Genomic DNA, 19,910 nt, shown 5'->3' with positions numbered 1-19,910 from the left:
CACTGGTCACACTTCCGCAGACGCAGCCAAGCCAGAGCCCGCCACTGCCACTACCAACGCCGAGGCCACACACACCACATGCGGTTGCAGTACTAGGGAGGGGTCGAACAGATCCCCTAGGGGATCCGGGCGCCCCCTCGGGGCCATCAACGGGCTGGGGGTGGCGGGTATTCCCGTGGCTGGTCCGGAGGGTGGCCCTGTGGGGCCTGTGGCTGGTCCGGAGGGTGGCCCCGTCGGGGCCCCGTGAATGGTCTCCCGTGGCTGGCCCCCTCGGTGCGCCCGCAAGGGAGGCCCGCGCCCGCGCCCGCGCCTCCGGCCGCCCTAGGACTCGTACACCGGCTCCACCCGTTGGATCTTTGCGCGTTCGACGACCTGGGGGCCGAGTTCCGCGGCGCGGGCGATCAGGGCGTGGGCGTCCCAGTCGGTGGGCCAACCGTGCCACAGGCGGAGGCGGCCGGCCACGACGACGGCGGTGATCTGGTCGCGGCCCGCGAGCCGGACGAGTTCCCAGCGCAGGTCGTAGGAGGGGGTGAGTTCGGGGACGTCGAGGTTCACGAGGAGGTAGTCGGCGGCCTTGCCGGTGGCGATCTCGCCGGTGACCTTGCCGAGGCCGAGGGCGTCGGCGCTGCGGGCGGTGGCGTGGTCCAGCCACATCCGGCCGGCGCCGCAGACCGAGTCGCCGGAGCCCAGGCCGTGGGCGAGCCGCTGGGCGGTCTCGCCGGCGTCGATCAGGCGGAAGCCGTCGCCGCGGGTGCCGTCGGTGCCCATGCCGAACCGGACGCCCATGGCGGCGAGCATGGTGGCGTGCGTGACGCCGTTGCCCTTCCAGGCGCTGGCCACCGGGTTGTAGCTGATCGCCGCGCCGGAGTCGGCGAGCAGCCGCATCTCGGTGGGGGTGAGGAGGGTGGCGTGGGCGCCGAGGGTGTGCGGGCCCAGCGCGCCGATGTGGTGGAGGTGTTCGACGGGGCGCCGGCCGACGCTCTTCAGCGAGCGTTCCACGGAGGCGAGGTGCTCGTTGACGTGGATCTGGAGGACCGCGCCGGCCTCGGCGCACAGGGCGGCGGTCTTCTTGAGGGTCTCGGCGGTGGCGTCCTCGGGGACGGCGATGGCCAGGGAGGGGTGGACGAGGGGGTGGCCGTCCCACCGCTTCAGGTGGGCGGGGCCGCCGGTGCCGTCGGAGACGATCTTGCCCAGTACGCAGCGGATGCCGGCTTCCTCGGTGCCCCTGGCGATCGCCGCCACGTCGACGGGGGCGCGGGTGCCGGCGTCGGCGACGGTGGTGAAGCCGCCGCGCAGCGCCTCCAGGGCGGCGAGTTTGGCGGAGACGTAGGCGCTCTCCTCGTCGAGGGCGTGTTCCAGCGGCTCCCAGACGGTCTTGAAGATCTCCGAGGGCTGGCCGAACGATTGGGCCTTGCCGAAGCTCTGGGTCAGGTGGTGGTGCGCGTCCACGAAGCCGGGCATCAGCAAGTGGCCGTCCAGGCGGACCGGTTGCAGGTCGCGGTGGGCTTTGATGAGCGCTTCGGCCGGTCCGACGGCGCGGAAGGTGCCGCCGGAGACGAGGACCGCGCGGCCGCGCACCGGGCCCTCGGGCAGGAGCAGCAGCTCGGGCACGAGCAGTTGCCGGGGGCCGTGGAAGTCCTCGGGGCGTGGCCCGTGGTGGGGTGCGGCGGCCGCGGCCGGGGCCGCACTGCCGAGTCCCGATGCGCCGAGGGCGCCGCCCATGCCGGCCAGGAATCCCCGCCGGCCGAATCCGCTGTGCTGTTCGTTCGCCAACCCGCTCGCCTGCTTCCCGTACTGCGGTACGTGGTGCGTACCGTCCGTCGATCCGTCCCCGGGGTGGCCCGACCCTAGGACCGCACCAGAATCGGAACAAGGGTTCCGGCATACGGGATTTACGAGGTGGGGTGGGGGGTGGCGTTGGGCCCGGCGGGGCCGGTGGCGCGCCTGGTCAGGGCAAGGGTGCCGGGCGCGGTAGGTGGCGTAACCTCGCCGAAACATGGGGCGGATGGGGATCCGTAGCGGCGCACGGGCCCTCACGGCCCGGGCCGGGCCCCGCGTGGGATCCTGATGCGTCATGGATCTGCCGGGCGGTCGGTGGACGGACGCGTGGCGATGACGAGGATGCCCCGATGAGACTCTGCTTCCTGGTGGAGGAGCAGTACCGCTACGACGGCATGCCCAGGGACGTGATCCGCCAACTCGGCGCCTGGGGCCATCAGGTGGACGTCATGTGGCCGGGCCGCTCGCTGATCCCGATATCCGAGTCGGTCCGCGCGGGCAGTCATGACGCCTGGGTCCTCAAAACCGTCTCGGGCGGGCCGGGGCTGACCCTGCTGGAGGCCGCCGCCGCGGTCGGGCTGACCACGGTCAACGACGCCCGGGCGATCCGCGGGGTCCGGGACAAGGCGCTGGCCGCGGTGATCGCCCGCACCCACGGCCTGCCGGTGCCGGTGACGTACGCGGCAGCCCGGGCCGAGGAGTTCGCCCAGCTGCCCGAGAACGCGTTCCCCCTCGTGGTGAAGCCCGCGGACGGCAGCTCGGGGCGCGCGGTGCGGCTGGTCGAGAGCCCCGGCCGGCTGACCGGGCCGGGCGCGCCGGGAAACGCCGGCGGGCTGCTGATCGCCCAGCCGTACGTCCCCAACTCCGGTACCGACCTGAAGGTTTACTGCGTCGCCGGTGAGCTGTACGCCACCGAGCGGTGCTCGCCGCTGCACCCCGGGGCCGACGTACCGGAGCGTCAGGTGCCGCTCACCGCCGAGGTCGCCGGGATCGCGGCGGAGATCGGGGCGGTCTTCGGGCTCGACCTCTACGGCGTGGACGTGCTGCTCGGCCCGGACGGTCCGGTGGTCGTCGACATCAACGACTTCCCCAGCTTCCGTCAGGTGCCGGACGCGGTGGCCCGGGTGTCGGCGGCGGTGCTGCGGCTCGCCGGCGGGGGCGGCGCGGGCGGTGGGCAGCGGGTGCCGGCCGCCGCGGCACCGGCCGCGCCGGAGACCGTCCCGCTGGCGGCGATCGGCGGCGACCGGTGAGGATCGGCCTGATCACGGCGGACCCGGCGCACCCGGTGCTGGCCGCGGCCACCCGTCTGCTGACCGGCGGCGGCCACCGGGTCGACCACCTCGACCCGGACGGTGCGGCGCCCGGCCCGGACCGCGGCGCGCTCGCCGACGTGTACCTCCTCAAGGCGCGGACCCCGCGGGCGCTGGCGCTGGCCGCCCGCCTGGAGTCGTACGGCGTCCCGGTCCTCAACTCGCCGGCGGCCACGGCGCGTTGTCAGGACCGGGTGGTGATGGCGGAGCTGGCGCGGGCGGTGGGGCTACCGTTCGCCGCGACCCGGCCGGTGGACACGGTCGGGGAACTGGCGGCGGGGGGGGGAGCCGGCCGGGCCGCTGGTGGTCAAGAGCCGCTACAGCCGGCGCGGCGACCTGGTGGCCCGTGCCGACACCGCCGCGGAGCTGCGGGAGCTGGCGGCCGCCTGGCCCCAGGAGCCGGTGGTCGTGCAGGAGTTCACCGCGAACAGCGGCTGGGACCACAAGCTGTGGGTGGTCGACGGACGGCTCTTCGCCGGGCTGCGCCGCTCGGAGCTGGCACCGGACGGGCGCGGGCCGACCCGGCCGCTGCCGCCCGGCGACCTGCCCGCGGGCTGGGCGGAGCTCGCGCTGCGCACCGGCGGGGTCTTCGGCCTGGACGTCTACGGCGTGGACGTGCTGCTCGGCCCGGACGGGCCGGTGGTCGTCGACGTCAACGCCTTCCCCGGCATACGGGGGCAGGCGGGCGCCCCGGAAGCACTGGCGGACCTCGCCCTGCGCACCGCCCGTACTGCCCGTACCACCCGTACCGCCCCTACCACCCGTACCGCCTCGGCCGCCCCTACGGCCGGGGAAGCGAAAGGGCGGCGTCGGAAAAGCGCCTGAAGTGATCACCGGTGCGGGGGTGAACGAGCAGAAAGCGGCGGACGCGGAAGCTCGTCCTCCGCAACGTCTAATGCGCCGAACGCCGGGGTAGCGCTGGCCCCGTCAGGGGGCGTGGTCCGCCGCGCCTTCCTTCCGCACGTATGGCAACACGCAGGGGAAGAGGCCAGCAACGGTGACCCAGCCATTCGAACTGCCCCGCTTCTACACGCCCTATCCGGCGCGGCTGAACCCGCACCTGGAGGCGGCGCGCACGCACTCCCGCCGATGGGCCCGCGCCATGGGGATGCTGGAGGGCTCGGGCATCTGGGAGCAGCAGGACCTCGACGCCCACGACTACGCCCTGCTGTGCGCGTACACCCACCCGGACTGCGACGCGGACGCGCTCTCACTGGTGACGGACTGGTACGTCTGGGTCTTCTTCTTCGACGACCACTTCCTGGAGAAGTTCAAGCGCACCCTGGACCGGGAGGGCGGCAAGCAGTACCTCGACCGGCTGCCCGCCTTCATGCCGATGGACGACACCGCGCCCGTACCGGAGCCGACCAACCCGGTCGAGGCGGGTCTCGCCGACCTCTGGGCCCGCACCGTGCCGCACATGTCGATGGACTGGCGCCGGCGGTTCGCCGAGAGCACCGAGCACCTGCTGAACGAGTCCCTCTGGGAACTGTCCAACATCCACATCAACCGGGTGCCCAACCCCGTCGAGTACATCGAGATGCGCCGCAAGGTCGGCGGCGCGCCCTGGTCCGCGGGCCTGGTCGAGTACGCGGCCGGCGCCGAGGTCCCGGCCGCGGTCGCCGCCTCCCGGCCGCTGCGGGTGCTGCGCGACACCTTCTCCGACGGCGTCCACCTGCGCAACGACCTCTTCTCCTACCAGCGGGAGACCGAGGAGGAGGGCGAGCTGAGCAACGGCGTCCTGGTGCTGGAGACCTTCCTGGACTGCACCACCCAGGAGGCCGCGGACGCGGTCAACGACCTGATCACCTCCCGGCTCCAGCAGTTCGAGAACACCGTGCTCACCGAACTCCCCGCGCTGTTCCTGGAGACCGGCCTGGACGCGCGGTCCTGCGCGGACGTGCTGGCGTACGCCAAGGGGCTGCAGGACTGGCAGTCCGGCGGCCACGAGTGGCACATGCGCTCCAGCCGCTACATGAACGGCGGCGGCGCGGCGGCCGGATCCGCGCGGCCCTGGTCGCCGTCGGCCCTCACCGGTCCGGGCACCTCGGCGGCGGACCTGAAATCCGCGCTGGCCACCGCCGGCGCCCACCGCTTCCGCAGCCACACCCACGTCCCCCACCAGAAGGTCGGCCCGGCGCGGATCCCCGAGATCACCATGCCGTTCCCGCTCACCCTGAGCCCCCACCTGGACGGCGCCCGCCGCCGCGCCCTCGACTGGGCGCACCGGATGGGCATGCTGCGGCCGCAGCCCGGGGTGCCGCTCTCCGACGTCTGGGACGAGCCCGCGATGGTCCGCCACGACCTGGCGCTGTGCGCGGCCGGCATCCACCCGGACGCCACCCCGGCCGAGCTGGACCTCGGCTCCCAGTGGCTGGCCTGGGGGACCTACGCCGACGACTACTACCCGCAGGTCTTCGGCCGGACGCGGGACCTCGCCTCGGCCAGGGCCTGCACCGAACGGCTGTCGGCGTTCATGCCGCTCGACGCCACCGCGCCGCTCCCGGAGCCGGTCAACGCCCTCGAACGCGGCCTTGCCGATCTGTGGCCCCGCACCGTGGTGTCGATGACGCCGGAGGCGCGCCGCGACTTCCGGCAGGCCGTCGACGTCATGACGGCAAGCTGGCTGTGGGAGATCGACAACCAGATCCAGCACCGCATCCCCGACCCGGTCGACTACATCGAGATGCGGCGGGCGACGTTCGGGTCCGACCTCACCATGTCCCTGTGCCGGATCGGCCACGGCCGGCGGGTGCCGCCCGAGGTCTACCGCACCGGCACCCTGCGCGCCCTGGAGAACTCCGCCGCCGACTTCGCCTGCCTGCTGAACGACGTCTTCTCGTACCAGAAGGAGATCGAGTACGAGGGCGAGGTGCACAACGGCATCCTCGTCGTCCAGACCTTCTTCCAGTGCGACCACCCGAGCGCGCTGGCGATCATCAACGACCTCATGACCTCGCGCATCGAGGAGTTCCAGCACCTCGCCGCCAAGGAACTCCCGGTCGTCCAGGACGACTTCGGGCTGTCCGCCGAGGCCCGTCAGGTGCTCGACGGCTACGTCCACGAGCTGGAGAACTGGATGGCCGGCATCCTCAACTGGCACCGCAACTGCCGCCGCTACCTCGCGTCCGAACTCCGCCACCCGATGGGCTCGCCCGGCTGGCTCGGCGTCCCGGAGGGCCTCGGCACCTCGGCGTTCCGGCCCGCCCGGCGGCCGGTGCGGAGCAGCGGATAGCCGTGCGCGCGGCGGGCCCGTGGGACCGCGGACCACGGGCCCGCGCCATGCCCCCGTGCCCCTGCTGTGCGCACTACCGCGTCATGTGCCACGGACCTATGGTTCATGACCCCGTGGGACGCGGGGCGAGGTGAGGGGGCGCGGGATGACGTCAGGCGGATCGGCGGCGGGGAGCGCGGCGGGCGGATCGGCAGCACGGCGGGCCCAGGAGGCCCGGCGCCAGGAGCGGCTGTTACGGGAACAGTGGCGGGCCGCCCGGGAGCGGGCGGAACGCTGGGAGGCGGCGGGCGAGGGGGAGCGGCGGATCGCCGCCCAGCTGCTGATGCTGACCGAGCGGGGCTGGCGGCTGCTGGTGGACCGGCGCTGGCCGGGCACCCGGGCGGCCAACGTGGACATGCTGCTGATCGGCCCCGGCGGGGTCTTCGTCATCGACGTCAAGAACTGGCGGGCCGCCCCGGAACCCTCCGGCGGGCGGCTGCGGGCCGGCGGCTTCTCCCGCGACGAACACCGGCGCAAACTCCTCGCGGTCACCAAGGCCGCCGAGGGCGCGGTGGCGGCGCTGGGCATGTCACCGGTGGCGGTCCGCCCGCTGATGGCCTTCGCCGGCCACCGCGTCGACACCGAGCTGGGCCGGCTGCGGCTGCTGGGCGAGCACGAGATCGGCCCGGCGCTGCTGTCGGAGCGCACCCGGCTCTCCGCCGGCTCGGTACGGGCGCTCGCCGAGCACCTGGGCCGGGTCTTCCCCGAGTACGAGGACCCGGCGGCGGCCGACCGGACACCCGCCCGGACCGCGCAGAACCGGCCCGCGGCCACGCCGGCCGCACCGCCCGCGCCCTCCCTGGCGGACGACGGCCTCTTCGACCTCGACGGGCTGCGCCGGGCCGCCCTGGACGAGGCCCGGCGGGCCCCCATCGAGCGGTGGATGACCTTCCTCGACCCCGACCAGCTCGCGCTGGTGCGGCGCAACTGGGCCGGCCCGGCCCGGATCAGCGGCCCGGCCGGCACCGGCAAGACGGTCGTCGCGCTGCACCGCGCCGCGTACCTCGCCCAGCGCACGGGCGGCCGCGTCCTGTACGTCACCTTCGCCAACAACCTGCCGCGGGTGCAGGCGACGTTCCTGGCCACCATGGCGCCCGCGGTGGCCGACCGGATCGAATTCAGCAGCCTGCACCACTGGGCGCAGAAGTACCTCCAGTCCCGCGACGTACCGGTGCGCCTGCACCGGGAGAAGGCGGAGACGGCCTTCAGCCTCGCCTGGAAGCACCTCGGCCGGGACAGCTGCCTGGCCGAGATCGATCCGCTGCCCCGTTACTGGAAGGAGGAGATCGACCACGTCATCAAGGGCCGCGGGATCACCTCCTTCGACGAGTACGCCGTGCTGCCCCGCCGGCGCCGCCGCACCAGCCTGCGCCATCCGCACCGGCAGGCCGTCTGGGCCCTCTACGAGGCGTACGAGGCGCAGCGCACGGAACGCGCGGTGCACGACTTCAACGACGTGCTCTCCCTCGCGCTCGCCGAGACGGCCGGCCGCACCGGCCACCCGTACGCGGCCGTGGTCGTGGACGAGGTCCAGGACCTCACCCTGGTCGGGGTGCGGCTGCTGCACTCCCTGGTGGGGGACAGCCCCAACGGGCTGCTGCTGGTGGGCGACGGACAGCAGGCCGTCCATCCGGGCGGGTTCCGGCTCTCGGACGCCGGTATCGACATCCGCGGCGACCGCGGGCAGGTGCTGCGCGCCAACTACCGCAACAGCAAGGAGATCGTGGACACCGCACTGTCCGTGGTCGCCGAGGACGCCTTCGAGGACATCGACGGCTCGCGGACCCCGGGCCGACGGGACATCGACCTGACGTACCACCACGGCGAGGTGGTCCGCGCGGTGCTGCCCTCGCCCGCGGCGCACGACGCGGCGCTGGTGGCTGTGCTGCGCGGCCTGAGCCCGCAGGAACTGGCGGACTCCGCGGTGCTGTGCCCCGCCACCCGCGCCATCGAACGCTACCGGCGGCTGCTCACCCGGGCGGGCGTACGGGTGTGCCTGCTGGAGAGTTACGACGGGCGGCCGGTCCCGGCGGTGAAACTGGGCAGCTACCGGCGGGCCAAGGGGCTGGAGTTCAAACGGGTCTATCTGCCCCGCTACGAGGCGAACCTGACGGCGGCGAAGGAAGGGCGGGACGACGGGGGGACCGCCGGTGAGCAGGGCGAACTGCTGCGGAGTCAGCTCTTCGTGGCGATGACCCGGGCGCGGGACGTGCTGTGGCTGGGCAGCGTCCGGCCGAGCGGCACGGAGGGTGAATCTGCGGATCAGGAGGAATAGGACAAAACGGCCTCGGGAACCTTGGGTCCATGCGACGCAAGACCGCTCTTCTCGGCGCCGTGGCCCTCACCGGAGCGCTCAGCGCGGCGCTCGCCGTGTCCGTGCCGCCCACGGCGCAGGCCACCACCGGCACCATCATCTTCCACATGCGGCCGGGCAACCGGCAGTACCAGATCGTCGACCCCGGCGACGACCACTGCTACGGCCTCGGGCCCGGGGGCGGCGAGGTGGTGAACGACACCCCGCTCGACCTCGTGCTGTGGTCCTCGCGCGACTGCACCGGCAACCCCATGGCCACCGTCCGGGCCGGCACGGAGGCGGTGTTCGCCCGCTACGGCAGCCTCCAACTGGTCCCGTCGGACGACCCCGGGGACGACGACCCGCCGCGCTACGACGAGGACCCGCCGCGCGATCAGGACCCGCCCCGGGATCAGGACCCGCCGCGCGATGAGGACCCGCCCCGGGATCAGGACCCGCCCCGGGATCAGGACCCGCCGCGCGATGAGGACCCGCCGCGTGACCAGGACCCGCCGTCCACCGATCACCCGCCGGCGGCCAAGCCCTCGTCACGGCAGCCGTCCTCGCACGCGGCACGTCACCCGTCACAGCCCTCGTCGGCCCATGCGGCACGTCACCCGTCACAGCCCTCGTCGGCCCATGCGGCGCGGCACCCGTCACAGCCCTCCTCGCGGCGCCCGGCACCACACCCGTCACGCCACGCGTAGCGGGGGCCGACGACCGGATGGGCGGTGGGACGGATGCCCGAGCTGCCGGACGTCGAGGGGTTCCGGCGGACGCTGGTCGCGTGCGCGCAGGGCCGGGTGATCCGGCGGATCGAGGTGTACGACGAGGGCGTGCTGCACGGGGTGAGCCCCGAGCGGCTGCGCGGCGAGCTGGAGGGCCGGCGGTTCACCGAACCGGAGCGGCACGGGAAATGGCTGCTCGCACACACCGGCGGCCCCACCCTGCTGCTGCACTTCGGGATGACCGGACGGCTGGTCTGCTGCTCCCCGGACGAGCCGGTCCACCCCCACGACCGGGTGGTGTTCACGCTCGGCCGGGAGCGCCAGCTCCGCTACCGCGACCAGCGCAAACTCCAGGGCCTGTGGCTCATGGACCCGGCCGGTACCGAACGGGTCCTGAGCCGTCAGGGCCCGGACGCGGGGAAGGTGGGCCGGGCGGATTTCCGGGCCGCGCTCGCCGGGCGGCGCGGCAGCCTCAAGGCCGTCCTGATGGACCAGTCGGTCCTCGCCGGGCTGGGCAATCTGCTCGTCGACGAGATCCTCTGGCGCACCGGCCTGCCGCCCGGCCGCCCGGCCGGTGACCTCTCCGCCGACGACTGCGACCGGCTGCACACCGAGATGCGCCGCACCCTGCGCGCGGCCGTCCGGGCGGGCTGCGTCCCGCCGCGCGACTCCTGGCTCACCGGCCGGCGCGACGACCCGGTCCCGGCCTGCCCGCGCTGCGGCACACCACTGCGCCGCACGCGGGTCGCCGGGCGGGGCACGGTGTGGTGCCCCCGCTGCCAGCCGTAGACCGACCCGGTGCCCGTTGCCGTTGCCGGTGCCTGCCGGCGCCGTTGCCCGAGGTGATCAGCCCGAGCAGAAGCCCGGCCGGGAACGTCAACCCGCCCTTCCGGGCGGCGGGACGAGGGGCCCGGCCGCCTTGACGGTGCGGAGCACCGGTGCGGTTTCCAGGGCGTGGATCGCGCGCTGACCGCCGAGGCGGTGGGTGAGGTAGTGGTGCAGGGCCGCCGGGTCGGGGCAGAGGGCGTGGGCGACCACGTTCGTCCGTCCGGTGGTGGCGGCGACGAAGGCGAGCTCCTCGTGCCCGGCCAGGGCGGTGGCGACCTGCTCCAGGCGGGCGGGGGCCACCGTCATCCAGAGCAGCGCCTGCGTGGTGGCGCCGAACAGCGTGTCCTCGCATTCGACGTCGAAGAACAGCGCACCCGAGGCCCGCAGGGCGGCCAGCCGGCGGGCGACGGTGGCCGGTGACCAGCCGGTGGCCGCGGCCAGTTCGGCCTGGCCGGCCCGGCCGTCCCGCTGCAGCGCGGACAGCAGCGCCTGGTCGTCGTCGGTCGGCGTGACGCCCGTTGAGGGGGAGAGGGCGGCGTTCTCCCTTACGGGCGGGGCGAGTTGGCGACGCCGGCGGGCATCGAGGACGTTCACGCGACCGCGCCAGGCGGTGGGGCCGCCGAGGTAGGTGTGCAGCAGGTAGTGCGCGGAGACCGCGGTGATGCCGGCGGTGCGCGGAATGTCGTGCAGCAGGAGGGACCGGCCGTCGGCGCCGCCGGCCGGGGTGTGCACCACGGCGATGATCTCCGTCCCGCCGGAGGCGAGCTTCACCCACGAGGTGTCCGACCGCCGGGCCAGCGCACGGGCGAGGTCCTGGGCGCTGTGCGGGGTCGCGGTGAGCCGGACCAGCCACTGGGCCCGTCCCGCGCGGTGCGGATCGGCCAGCCCGACGACCCGCAGGCCGGCCTCGGCGGACAGCCGCCGGTAGCGGCGGGCCACGGTCTGCGTGGACACGCCGAGCACCTCGGCGATCCGGCTGAACGGCGCCCGGCCGTCGATGTGCAGGGCGTGGATCAGTCCGCGGTCGATCTCGTCGAGCGGCATGCCCGGGCCTCCTGGCCGAGAACGGATGGCTGGCGGATGGACGAATTCTTCGCCGGGCGGGCCTGCGATGGAAAGAAGCTGCGAGCTGAGTGCCCTGGCTGGAACGTCCACGGTACGCGCCCGCAGGCTCGGCCGTACTTCCGTCACGGCCGAAGGGACAGCCCATGCCGAACAACCCCCTGCGCAACAGAACCCTGCGCAACAGCCCCCTGCCGCACCAGCCGTTGTCGAAGGGCTCCGGGCCGGCCCGCCCGCCGGTGGCCGACGGCCGGGCCGGTCCGTCGGCCGCGGCGTACCCCCGGCGGTGGGCCGCACTCGCGGCGCTGCTGCTCGCCGAGGCGATGAACCTGCTCGACTCCACGATCATGACGGTCGCCGCACCGGTGATCCACGCCGACCTCGGCGGACCGGCGTCCGGCATCCCCTGGTACAGCGCCGCGTACACGCTGCCCTTCGCGGTACTGCTGATCACCGGCGGCCGGCTCGGTGACATCGCCGGCCGCCGGAAGCTGCTCCGCCTCGGGGTCGCCGGCTTCGTCCTGGCCTCCACGGTCTGCGCGCTGGCCGTCTCCCCGGCGATGCTGATCGGCGCGCGGGCCGTCCAGGGCGCCGCGGCCGCCCTGGTCATCCCGCAGACCATCGGCCTGATCCGGGCCATGTTCCAGGGCGACGCGCTGGCCCGGGCGATGGGCAGCATCGGCCCGGTGATGGGCCTGGCCGCGGTCTGCGGGCCGGTGCTCGGCGGGCTGCTCACCCACGCCGACCTGCTCGGCTCGTCCTGGCGGGCGGTCTTCCTCGTCAACCTCCCGCTCGGCCTCGCCGTCCTCGCCGCGACCCCGCTGCTGCCCGAGGACCGCTCGGAGCGGCGGCCGCGGCTGGACCTCACCGGCACGGTGCTGGCCGTCCTCGGCACCGCACTGGTCGTCCAGCCGCTCCTCGACGGCGGCCTGACCCGGTTCGCACTGCGGCCGTGGGCCGTCCTGGCCACCGGGCTCGCCGTCCTGGCCGTCTTCGGCCTCCAGCAGCGCCGCCGCGCCCGGGAGGGCCGTAGCGCGCTGGTCGAGGCGGGACTGTTCCGCGGCCGCGGCTTCCCCGCCGCGCTGGCCGCCTCGCTGCTGTTCTTCGCGGTGGTGGGCGGCCTGATGATGGTCGTCGTGCTGCAGCTCCAGCTCGGCCTGCGCACCGACGCCCGGTCGTCCGGGCTCACCCTGCTGCCCTGGTCGGCCGCGATGGCGGTGGCGTCCTGGTGCGCCGGGGCCCGACTGGTGCCCCGCTACGGCTCCCGGGTGATGTTCGCCGGGCTCGCCGCACTGCTCGTCGGCACGCTGGCCGCCGTCGCCGTCTACGCCACCGCCCCCGCAGCCTCCTATCCCTGGCCGCTGCCGGTGGCGCTGGCGGTCTGCGGACTGGGGCAGGGGCTGTTCGCCGTCCCGTTCTTCACCACCGCACTGCACCGGGTCCGGCCGCACGAGACGGGCTCGGCGGCCGGGCTGCTCAACGCCGCCCAGCAGCTCGGCGGCACGCTCGGCACCGCACTGCTCGGCGCGGTCTTCTTCCACGCGTTCGGCACCCCCGGGCACCCCGCGGTCCACGCCTCCCCGCCGGCCGGCGCCCCCGGCGCGCTCTCGGCGCTGCACGGCGTACGCGATGCCTTCGCGGTCGCGGCCGCCCTGCTCGCCTGCACCGTCGTCGCCGCGGCCCGTATGCGGCCAAGTCCCGTAGCGGCTACGGCGGGTGATCGGTGAACGGACGGTCCTGGTGTGGGCGGGAGGCGTCTGCGAAGGCGTCTGCGGAGAGTGATGAATTGTCCACTCTGTGCAGGAATATTAAGAATTTCAGCTTTCGTCTGAAATTTCACGTATTTTCCTTGTTGTCAGTAGGTCGGCGACGTAGCTTGGGAGTTGGACGTCACCGGTAACGGGGCGTCGGAAAGGAAACAATCAAGGAGGCAGCATGAGCTTCCGGAAAGTCTTCCCGCGCAGGCACAGGCGCGATGACTGGGACCACGACAGGGACCGCTACAGGAGGCGTCGTCGCAGGCACGGCCGCCGGCACAACAGGCGCCGTTACTTCGACTACGACGACTGACTGACCCGAAGCACTGAGTTCGAGGCTGGCTCGCGTGGCGCGCGGGTCCGCCTCGTATGTTTGCGAGCGGGTGTGCGTGAGGGCCCCTCAGCGGCCTTTCCGCCCGGTCCGACCAGCCGACTGATACGGCGTAGCCATCATGCATCTGCGCAGCTCGCGACGGCGGCCGGTGCGCACCGAGACGCCACCGGCCCCGGCGCCGACCGAAGCCTTCGCACCACCGACAGCGTCAGCGCAACCAGCGCAGCCGACGCAACCGGCACAGCCAACAGAGCCGCTGCGGCCCGATGTTCCGGAAGCGCAGCCCGCGTCCGAAGGATTCGGCCGCGGCCTGTGGGGCCCGCTGGCCGACCCCACCATCCGCACCCGGCGCGTCGGGCTCAAGGAATCCGTCCGCCGCTTCTGGCCGCTGACCAAGGGCGACCGGCGCTGGCTGGTCCTGATCTGCCTGTGCGCCGTCGCCGCCGCGCTCGCCGAGACCGCGGCCATCCTGCTCTTCGCCCAACTCACCGACAACGCCCTGCAGAAGGGCTCGGTCAGCGCCTTCTGGCAGCCGGCCGGACTGTGGCTGACCGTGGCCGTCATCGGCGCGGTCGTGGGCTACCTCGGCAACTCGCTCGCCGCCTGGACCGCCGAGCGCTTCGTGATGCGCCTACGGGCCCGGGTCTTCGCCCATCTCCAGACGCTGCCGCCGCACTTCTTCCAGCGCAACCGGCGCGGTGACCTGGTCGAGCGGCTGACCGGTGACGTCGACGCCATCGAGCAGATGGTGGTCTCCGGTCTCATCCAGGCGATCGCCGCCCTCTTCGGCATCCTCTTCTACGCCGGTGCGGCCCTCTGGCTGCGCTGGGACCTCGCCCTGGCCACGTTCGTGCTGGCACCGGTCTTCTGGAGCGCCACCCGCCGCTTCACCGGCCGGGTCAAGGAGGTGTCCCGCCGGGAGCGCGCGGCGGACGGCGCGATCACCTCGGTCGTCGAGGAGGGCCTGGTCAACGTCGTGCTCACCCAGGCGTACAACCGCCGGCACGCGGAGGAGCAGCGCCTGGAGCGGCAGGCCCGCGCCTGGTTCCGGGCGTCGGTGACCAGCGCCCGCCTCAACGAGCTGTACCAGCAGATCGTCGAGCTCCTCGAAACGCTCTGCGTGCTGGCGATCATCGGCCTCGGCGCGTGGGAGATCTCCGCCGGCCGGATGACCCTGGGCCAGCTGCTCGCCTTCGCCGCCTTCATCGGCTACCTCTACCCGCCCATCCGCTCCCTGGGACAGCTGGGCCTCACCGCCACCGAGGCCACCGCCGGCTCCGAGCGCCTGCTGGAGATCCTCGACGCCCGCCCCGCGGTCACCGACCCGCCGCCGTCCCTCGTCGCCCCGCCGCGCTTCACCCGCGCCCTCGGCGAGGTCGAGGTCCGCAACGTCAGCTTCCACTACCCGGAGAGCCCCGACGAGGTCCTGCACGACCTGTCCTTCACCGCGGTCCCCGGCGAGCTGCTGGTCCTCACCGGCCCCAGCGGCGCCGGGAAGTCCACCGTGGCCGCGCTGCTGCTGCGGTTCTACGACCCGGACACCGGCTCCGTCCGCCTCGACGACATCCCCGTCCACCGGATGCCGCTCGCCCAGCTGCGCCGCAACATCACCCTGCTCCCCCAGGACACCCTCGTCCTGCACGACACCATCGAGGAGAACATCGGTTGCGGCCGCCCGCACGCCACCCACGAGGACGTGGTCCGCGCCGCCCGCGCCGCCGACGCCGACACCTTCATCTCGGCCCTCCCCGACGGCTACCGCACGGTCATCGCCCCGGGCACCGCCCGCCTCTCGGGCGGCCAGCTGCAGCGCATCGCCATCGCCCGCGCCATGCTGCGCGACGCCCCCGTCCTCGTCCTCGACGAGCCCACGACGGGCCTGGACATCCTGGCCACCCAGCGCATCCTCGCCCCCCTGCGGCGCCTCGCCGAGGGCCGCACCACCCTGGTGATCTCCCACGACCTGGACCTCGCCGCCGACGCCGACCGCATCCTCGTCCTCGACCAGGGCCGCCTCGTCGAATCCGGCACCCACCCCGAACTCCTGGCCCACGACGGCCTGTACTCCACCCTCTTCCACGCCCACCCACCGGGCCACAACGGACAGCCCGCCCCACCACACAGCCTGGCGGGCCAGCCGGGCGCGGCATCCTGGCACGGGTGAGGCGGGGGCGGGGCGGCGTACTCCAGGGGAGCCGACGGCTCGACCGAGACATCCAGTCGCGTCCCGGACCGCACTACGGTCGCAGGTCGCACGACCGCTGCCCCGGATGCCGTCGGCCTACAGACCACGAAGCGCTTCGTCGAAATCGCTGTAGGCGCTCCAGCAGTCGACACCGCCCTCGTCGGTCAGACTGCCCATGTACCAGTCCTCGTCGTTGACCGGCTTCACCAGGCACAGGTCATGGAACCCCAAGATGATCTCGGGATGGATCCGTTCACGGCCTCCCGGCCCGGCCACCCACTCGACGGAGCGATCGGTGGTCAGCGCTACGGCCTCCCGATCGCCGGAGACGTTGCGGATCGCCTCAAGAGTCCACCCGGCCGGCAGCGGCGCACCCATCAGCTTCACCCCGTGATCCGGACGCCGAACTCCGGCCACTCGCTCGTCGGCAGACCGGCCGCTCCCGCACCGAAGCTCACCGCGCCGGTCGTGGTCAGCCCGGAAGCACGTCCCTGGAGGGACCACACAGCACCATCCATGGTGTTCTCCCCGGAGGCGCCGACGGCGAGGTCCGCCCTCCCGTCACCGTTGGTGTCCGTCAGTGCCACGGCCTCCCCGAAATGGTCACCACCCTCCGCCGCGCCCGGGACCCCGGCGGACCCCTGGTCGTACGCGCGTGCCGAGGTGGTGGCAAGACCACTGGCGGAACCCGGGATCACCGTGACGGAGCCCGTGGACTCCGCCGCGCCGATCGACTCGTAGGGAGCGCCGACGACGAGGTCTGCCCGGCCGTCCCCGTTGATGTCGTTGAGCGCCACCGCGTGTCCGAAGTTGTCGTTCGCTTCCGAGGCGCCGGGGATCCCCTCGGTGTTCTGTGTGATCGTCACGGTGGGGCGCGAGGTGTCCCGACCGCCGGCCGAGCCGTAGGTGAGGGAAACGTTGCCGCCCAGAGTCGTGCCCGCCATCGAGGACCGCTGATCCCACGGGTGACCGGTGACGATGTCGGCGTACCCGTCGCCGTCGACATCTCCGACTGCTGCTGTCTCGCCGTGTCCCGCATCGCCCGCGTACTGCGGCCGGGACGAGGCAAGTCCGAGATACAGCGACTGCTTGTAGAGCTCCCGGCTGTCGCTGTTGTGGCCGCCGACCACGATGTCGTCGACACCGTCAGCGTTGACGTCACCTGCGGCCAGCGAGATGACCTCGGTCAGAGACGTGGCGGGGAAGCCCGTGCGTCCCCCGAGGGTGCTGCTTTTGGTGGTTCCGCCCCGATAGAAGAAGACGGAGTTGTCCCCGGACAGCCCGACCGCGACGTCGTCGTGGAGGCCGTCCCCATCGAAGTCACCACTGGTGAGAACTTGGCCGTAGCCCCTCGGATGGTCAAGCGGGGGGATCTCCAGAGCGGTGCCGCCGGCCAGTCCCGTGCGGCTGCCCCACAGCACGGTGACCGCTCCGGTGTCCTCACCGGTGCCCGAGCCTGCGGTGGTGTCTTCGCCGGGAGCGCCGACGGCGAGGTCCGCGTAACCGTCGTTGTTGAAATCGCCGGCCGCGGTGGCTCCGCCGAAACGGTCTCCTTCTTCGGACGCGCCGGGCACCCCGCTGGAGCTCTGCGAGACGACCTGCGTCCTGCCGCTCCGCAAGCCGCTGGACGAGCCATAGGTGATGACCACTGCTCCGGCCTGGTCGTGCCCTCCGACGACTGTGCCCGGTGCGGAAACCGCGAGATCGCGATAGCCGTCCCCGTTGAAGTCGTCCGCGTACTTGGCGGAGACCGCCGTCGACGGCGCCGCGCCCACCACCAGCAGGCCGCCGGTCAACGCGGCGACCGATGCAGCGGCCAGGGCGGTGCGGAGTTTCTTGTGCATCGACGCTCTCCTGCAACAAGCGAGATGCCGCGCAAGCACCCCTCGTACGGACGGACCGGATCCCCCGCAGCCGCCCGGAGTTGCCCCTGGAACCACAGGATGATCAGCGCCCCCAAGACCAACAAGCCGTCCCAACGGTTGTACGGAGATCCCCAAAGACTTGGCCCCTCGCTCCACGGCGCCGGACCAGCCCTCCGCGGAACGAAGGCGCAAAGAACGACGAAGACCCCGACCGGCGAACTGGTCGGGGCCTTCACCCGCCCTGCTGGGCGAGTGCGGAGGAGATGAGATGGGACGCTGCCCCGACAGCATCTTCGGCGATGAGCGACAACGCCACAGGATTTCGCTGTGTCCCCACCGTGCTCGACCCAGGGCTCCGCTCATAGGCACAACCGCGGCCCCGGACATTCGGCAAAGCCGTCTCCGCTCGTGACGACCTTGTCCGCGTCTGCGTCATCTAGGCCGAATTGGTCCAAGGTGTGCCAGGACTCCAGCCGGTGGGCACCTCTGCTCACCGGCGAGGGATCGCCCAGGGCAACCTCAACTTCCTTGATCAGTAAGGCATCTACCAAGAGGCGATCAATTGCGATCCATGATCGCGCCAACATCTGCCACCTCAAGACCCCGCAACCGCACAGATGCTCCAAATCGGACCCGATCACTTGGCAGACTCCCTTCGGTTGTCCATCCGGGGGGAAATACATGCCAGGCAAGTTAAAGGTCCATTTCGGGACCTTGGCTGAGGCCACCGATGAGCTCGATTCCATAGCCAAGTCGCTCCAAGAGCACCTGACGGAGCTGGACCAGGCTGTGAGCCGGGTATCCGAGAGTTGGGACGGTGACGCCCGGCAGGCGTTCGACGTCTACTTCCAGCAATGGCGTGCCGCCTCACGCAGCCTTCACCGTGCCGTCCGCGCGCTGCACAAAACCGTGCACACCGCGCACGGCAACTACTCGGCGGCACGGACCGCCAACCTGCGCATGTGGGGGAGGGGCCGATGAGCCGCTCTTCCGGTCATGGCGGGAAGCCGATCGACCTGCATCCGGATGACCTGCACCGCGTAGCTCTGATGTTCGCCAAGGGCCAGGACCGCCTCGAAACGGTCTCCTCAAAACTCAACGCTGCGCTGCAGAACTTCGCGGGCATGGCGGGCAATGACGATTACGGCCACAAGTTCGGCAAGAAGTACGACCCGGCCGCCAATGCTCTCTTCCGTACGCTGTCCGCCGCTGTACGCGCGATCGGTCAGCATTCCACCGGGCTGGTGACCACGGCCAACAACTACCTCAAGGCCGACCACCACTCCAACGCCAAGGCATCGAAGGGTGGGCCGGAGCAATATCCGGCACCCCCTGTGCTCACAGACGTGATATATCCCGACCTGGATTCGGCCATCGGGCCGGGCGACAGCGGCGTCCCCGACGTCATCGCCAAGTACTGGCCCAACGGCCACCAGGACATGCTGCGTCTGGCAGCAACCGCCTACCGGAACGCAGCCACCGAGATCGACAACATCGGGACTGGCCTGCATCAGCAGGTGCGATCGATCACCGACAACGGCGACGACGACTCCATCGACGCAATGGCCGACTTCTGGGCGCAGATCTGGCAAGGCGGCCAGCGCGCCGGCAAGGCACCGCTGTCCGCGGCCAAGCACGCCTGCGACGAACTCGCCAAAGCCTGCGAGTCCTTCGCCCACGCCATCGATGAAGCCCACAGCGATGCTGAGTGGAAACTGGGTGCGGCAGGCGTCGCCATCACGGTCACGACTGCCCTGGGCCTCATTCTCACCCCTTTCACCGGCGGCACATCGGATGCTGGGGCTGCCGCACTCGACGGCGCAGAAGCTGCCGCGATCCTCGGCGGGGTCGAAGTCGCCCTCGACGACGCCCTCGCCACCATCGGCACCGACATGATCGCCGACCTGGAAACCTACCTCCAAGCGGCTGCCGAGAGTGTCCCCGAGTTCGAGGCGGTCGACGCCGAGACCACCGAAGTCGGCCAGGTCCTCGAACGCGAACTCGCCGAAACCGAAGCCCGCGAACCCGCCGGTGTGGGCGGCCGAGGCGGCGGAGGAAGCAAGCCGCCGAAGAATGGCGGAGGCGAAGAACCGCCTCCCGAAGAACCAGAGCCCGGAAAAATCGACGAGTCGGAGAAGCCCTTCAACCCGGAGGAACGCAAGATTGCCGAACTGCTTGAGTCTGAGGGAAAGCATGTAAAGGCGATCAAGGAATCCGAAGTCGATGGAGTAAAAACTGCAGATTCCGAGGTAGACGGAACACCCACAGAGTTCAAGAGCCTGCAGCCAGGCGCCCGCGCCAACACGGTAAAAAATCAGCTCAATTCGGCGAAGAAGCAGGCGCGGGATGCCATCATAGATACGCGTGGGAGCGGGCTCAGCGAAGGCGATGCACGCGAGGGTTTGGAGAAATTCCTACGCAACAACCCGCCCGGCCGGATGGACTTCATCAGGATCGTTGGGGACGGCTTCAACATCGTTTGGCCATAGGAGCGC

Annotated in this window: 13 protein-coding genes and 1 pseudogene; 10 read left to right on the top strand and 4 right to left on the bottom strand. The window is 72.1% G+C overall.

Annotated features, from left to right (window positions below; translation table 11 throughout):
- Positions 1–321: 321 nt before the first annotated feature.
- Positions 322–1,722: an amidohydrolase family protein gene (locus ACZ7MX_RS29230; RefSeq protein ID WP_472136303.1), complete on the bottom strand. Its 1,401-nt coding sequence runs from the start codon at positions 1,720–1,722 to the stop codon at positions 322–324.
- A 407-nt stretch (positions 1,723–2,129) separates the two neighbouring features.
- Here ACZ7MX_RS29230 and ACZ7MX_RS29225 point away from each other — a divergent pair, with 407 nt between their 5' ends.
- The 6 genes and pseudogenes from ACZ7MX_RS29225 to ACZ7MX_RS29200 all read left to right on the top strand — a co-directional run bounded on the left by ACZ7MX_RS29225 (position 2,130) and on the right by ACZ7MX_RS29200 (position 10,173).
- Positions 2,130–3,029 (top strand): ATP-grasp domain-containing protein, encoded by a 900-nt coding sequence (locus ACZ7MX_RS29225; protein ID WP_472136280.1) that lies wholly within the window; start codon positions 2,130–2,132, stop codon positions 3,027–3,029.
- A pseudogene (locus tag ACZ7MX_RS29220) lies at positions 3,026–3,914 on the top strand (ATP-grasp domain-containing protein). Before ACZ7MX_RS29225 ends, ACZ7MX_RS29220 begins: the two are co-directional and overlap by 4 nt.
- A gap of 172 nt (positions 3,915–4,086) precedes the next feature.
- A complete protein-coding gene (locus ACZ7MX_RS29215; protein WP_472136278.1) occupies positions 4,087–6,324 on the top strand; it encodes a family 2 encapsulin nanocompartment cargo protein terpene cyclase in 2,238 nt (745 codons plus the stop codon).
- 145 nt (positions 6,325–6,469) lie between these two features.
- Entirely contained in the window at positions 6,470–8,638 is a 2,169-nt protein-coding gene (locus tag ACZ7MX_RS29210; protein ID WP_472136276.1) for a nuclease-related domain-containing DEAD/DEAH box helicase, read from the top strand.
- A 29-nt stretch (positions 8,639–8,667) separates the two neighbouring features.
- Entirely contained in the window at positions 8,668–9,363 is a 696-nt protein-coding gene (locus tag ACZ7MX_RS29205; protein WP_472136274.1) for a chitin-binding protein, read from the top strand.
- Positions 9,364–9,396: 33 nt separating this feature from the next.
- Positions 9,397–10,173: an Fpg/Nei family DNA glycosylase gene (locus tag ACZ7MX_RS29200; protein WP_472136272.1), complete on the top strand. Its 777-nt coding sequence runs from the start codon at positions 9,397–9,399 to the stop codon at positions 10,171–10,173.
- Positions 10,174–10,260: 87 nt separating this feature from the next.
- On the opposite strand, the gene ACZ7MX_RS29195 is transcribed toward ACZ7MX_RS29200, so the two are convergent.
- Entirely contained in the window at positions 10,261–11,256 is a 996-nt protein-coding gene (locus ACZ7MX_RS29195; RefSeq protein WP_472136270.1) for an Lrp/AsnC family transcriptional regulator, read from the bottom strand.
- 164 nt (positions 11,257–11,420) lie between these two features.
- Here ACZ7MX_RS29195 and ACZ7MX_RS29190 point away from each other — a divergent pair, with 164 nt between their 5' ends.
- Positions 11,421–13,001, top strand: a complete 1,581-nt coding sequence (locus ACZ7MX_RS29190) for an MFS transporter (protein ID WP_472136268.1) — start codon at positions 11,421–11,423, stop codon at positions 12,999–13,001.
- A gap of 482 nt (positions 13,002–13,483) precedes the next feature.
- Positions 13,484–15,529, top strand: a complete 2,046-nt coding sequence (locus tag ACZ7MX_RS29185; protein WP_472136267.1) for an ABC transporter ATP-binding protein — start codon at positions 13,484–13,486, stop codon at positions 15,527–15,529.
- Between the two features lie 117 nt (positions 15,530–15,646).
- Here the strand turns inward: ACZ7MX_RS29185 and ACZ7MX_RS29180 are convergent, their stop codons facing one another.
- Both ACZ7MX_RS29180 and ACZ7MX_RS29175 read right to left on the bottom strand, forming a co-directional pair.
- Positions 15,647–15,937: a hypothetical protein gene (locus ACZ7MX_RS29180; protein ID WP_472136265.1), complete on the bottom strand. Its 291-nt coding sequence runs from the start codon at positions 15,935–15,937 to the stop codon at positions 15,647–15,649.
- The gene (locus ACZ7MX_RS29175; RefSeq protein ID WP_472136263.1) at positions 15,934–17,394 is read right to left on the bottom strand and encodes an FG-GAP-like repeat-containing protein; all 1,461 of its coding nucleotides are present in this window, start codon (positions 17,392–17,394) and stop codon (positions 15,934–15,936) included. The genes ACZ7MX_RS29180 and ACZ7MX_RS29175 overlap by 4 nt, the downstream gene beginning before the upstream one ends.
- 702 nt (positions 17,395–18,096) lie before the next feature.
- Here ACZ7MX_RS29175 and ACZ7MX_RS29170 point away from each other — a divergent pair.
- Both ACZ7MX_RS29170 and ACZ7MX_RS29165 read left to right on the top strand, forming a co-directional pair.
- Entirely contained in the window at positions 18,097–18,396 is a 300-nt protein-coding gene (locus ACZ7MX_RS29170) for a WXG100 family type VII secretion target (protein WP_472136261.1), read from the top strand.
- The gene (locus ACZ7MX_RS29165) at positions 18,393–19,904 is read left to right on the top strand and encodes a CdiA C-terminal domain-containing protein (protein ID WP_472136259.1); all 1,512 of its coding nucleotides are present in this window, start codon (positions 18,393–18,395) and stop codon (positions 19,902–19,904) included. The genes ACZ7MX_RS29170 and ACZ7MX_RS29165 overlap by 4 nt, the downstream gene beginning before the upstream one ends.
- Positions 19,905–19,910: the final 6 nt, after the last annotated feature.

The sequence above is a fragment of the Streptomyces sp. NPDC107765 genome (assembly GCF_055657085.1).
The sequence above is the reverse complement of the archived record's forward strand: the minus strand, read 5'-3'. Positions and strand labels throughout refer to the sequence as shown.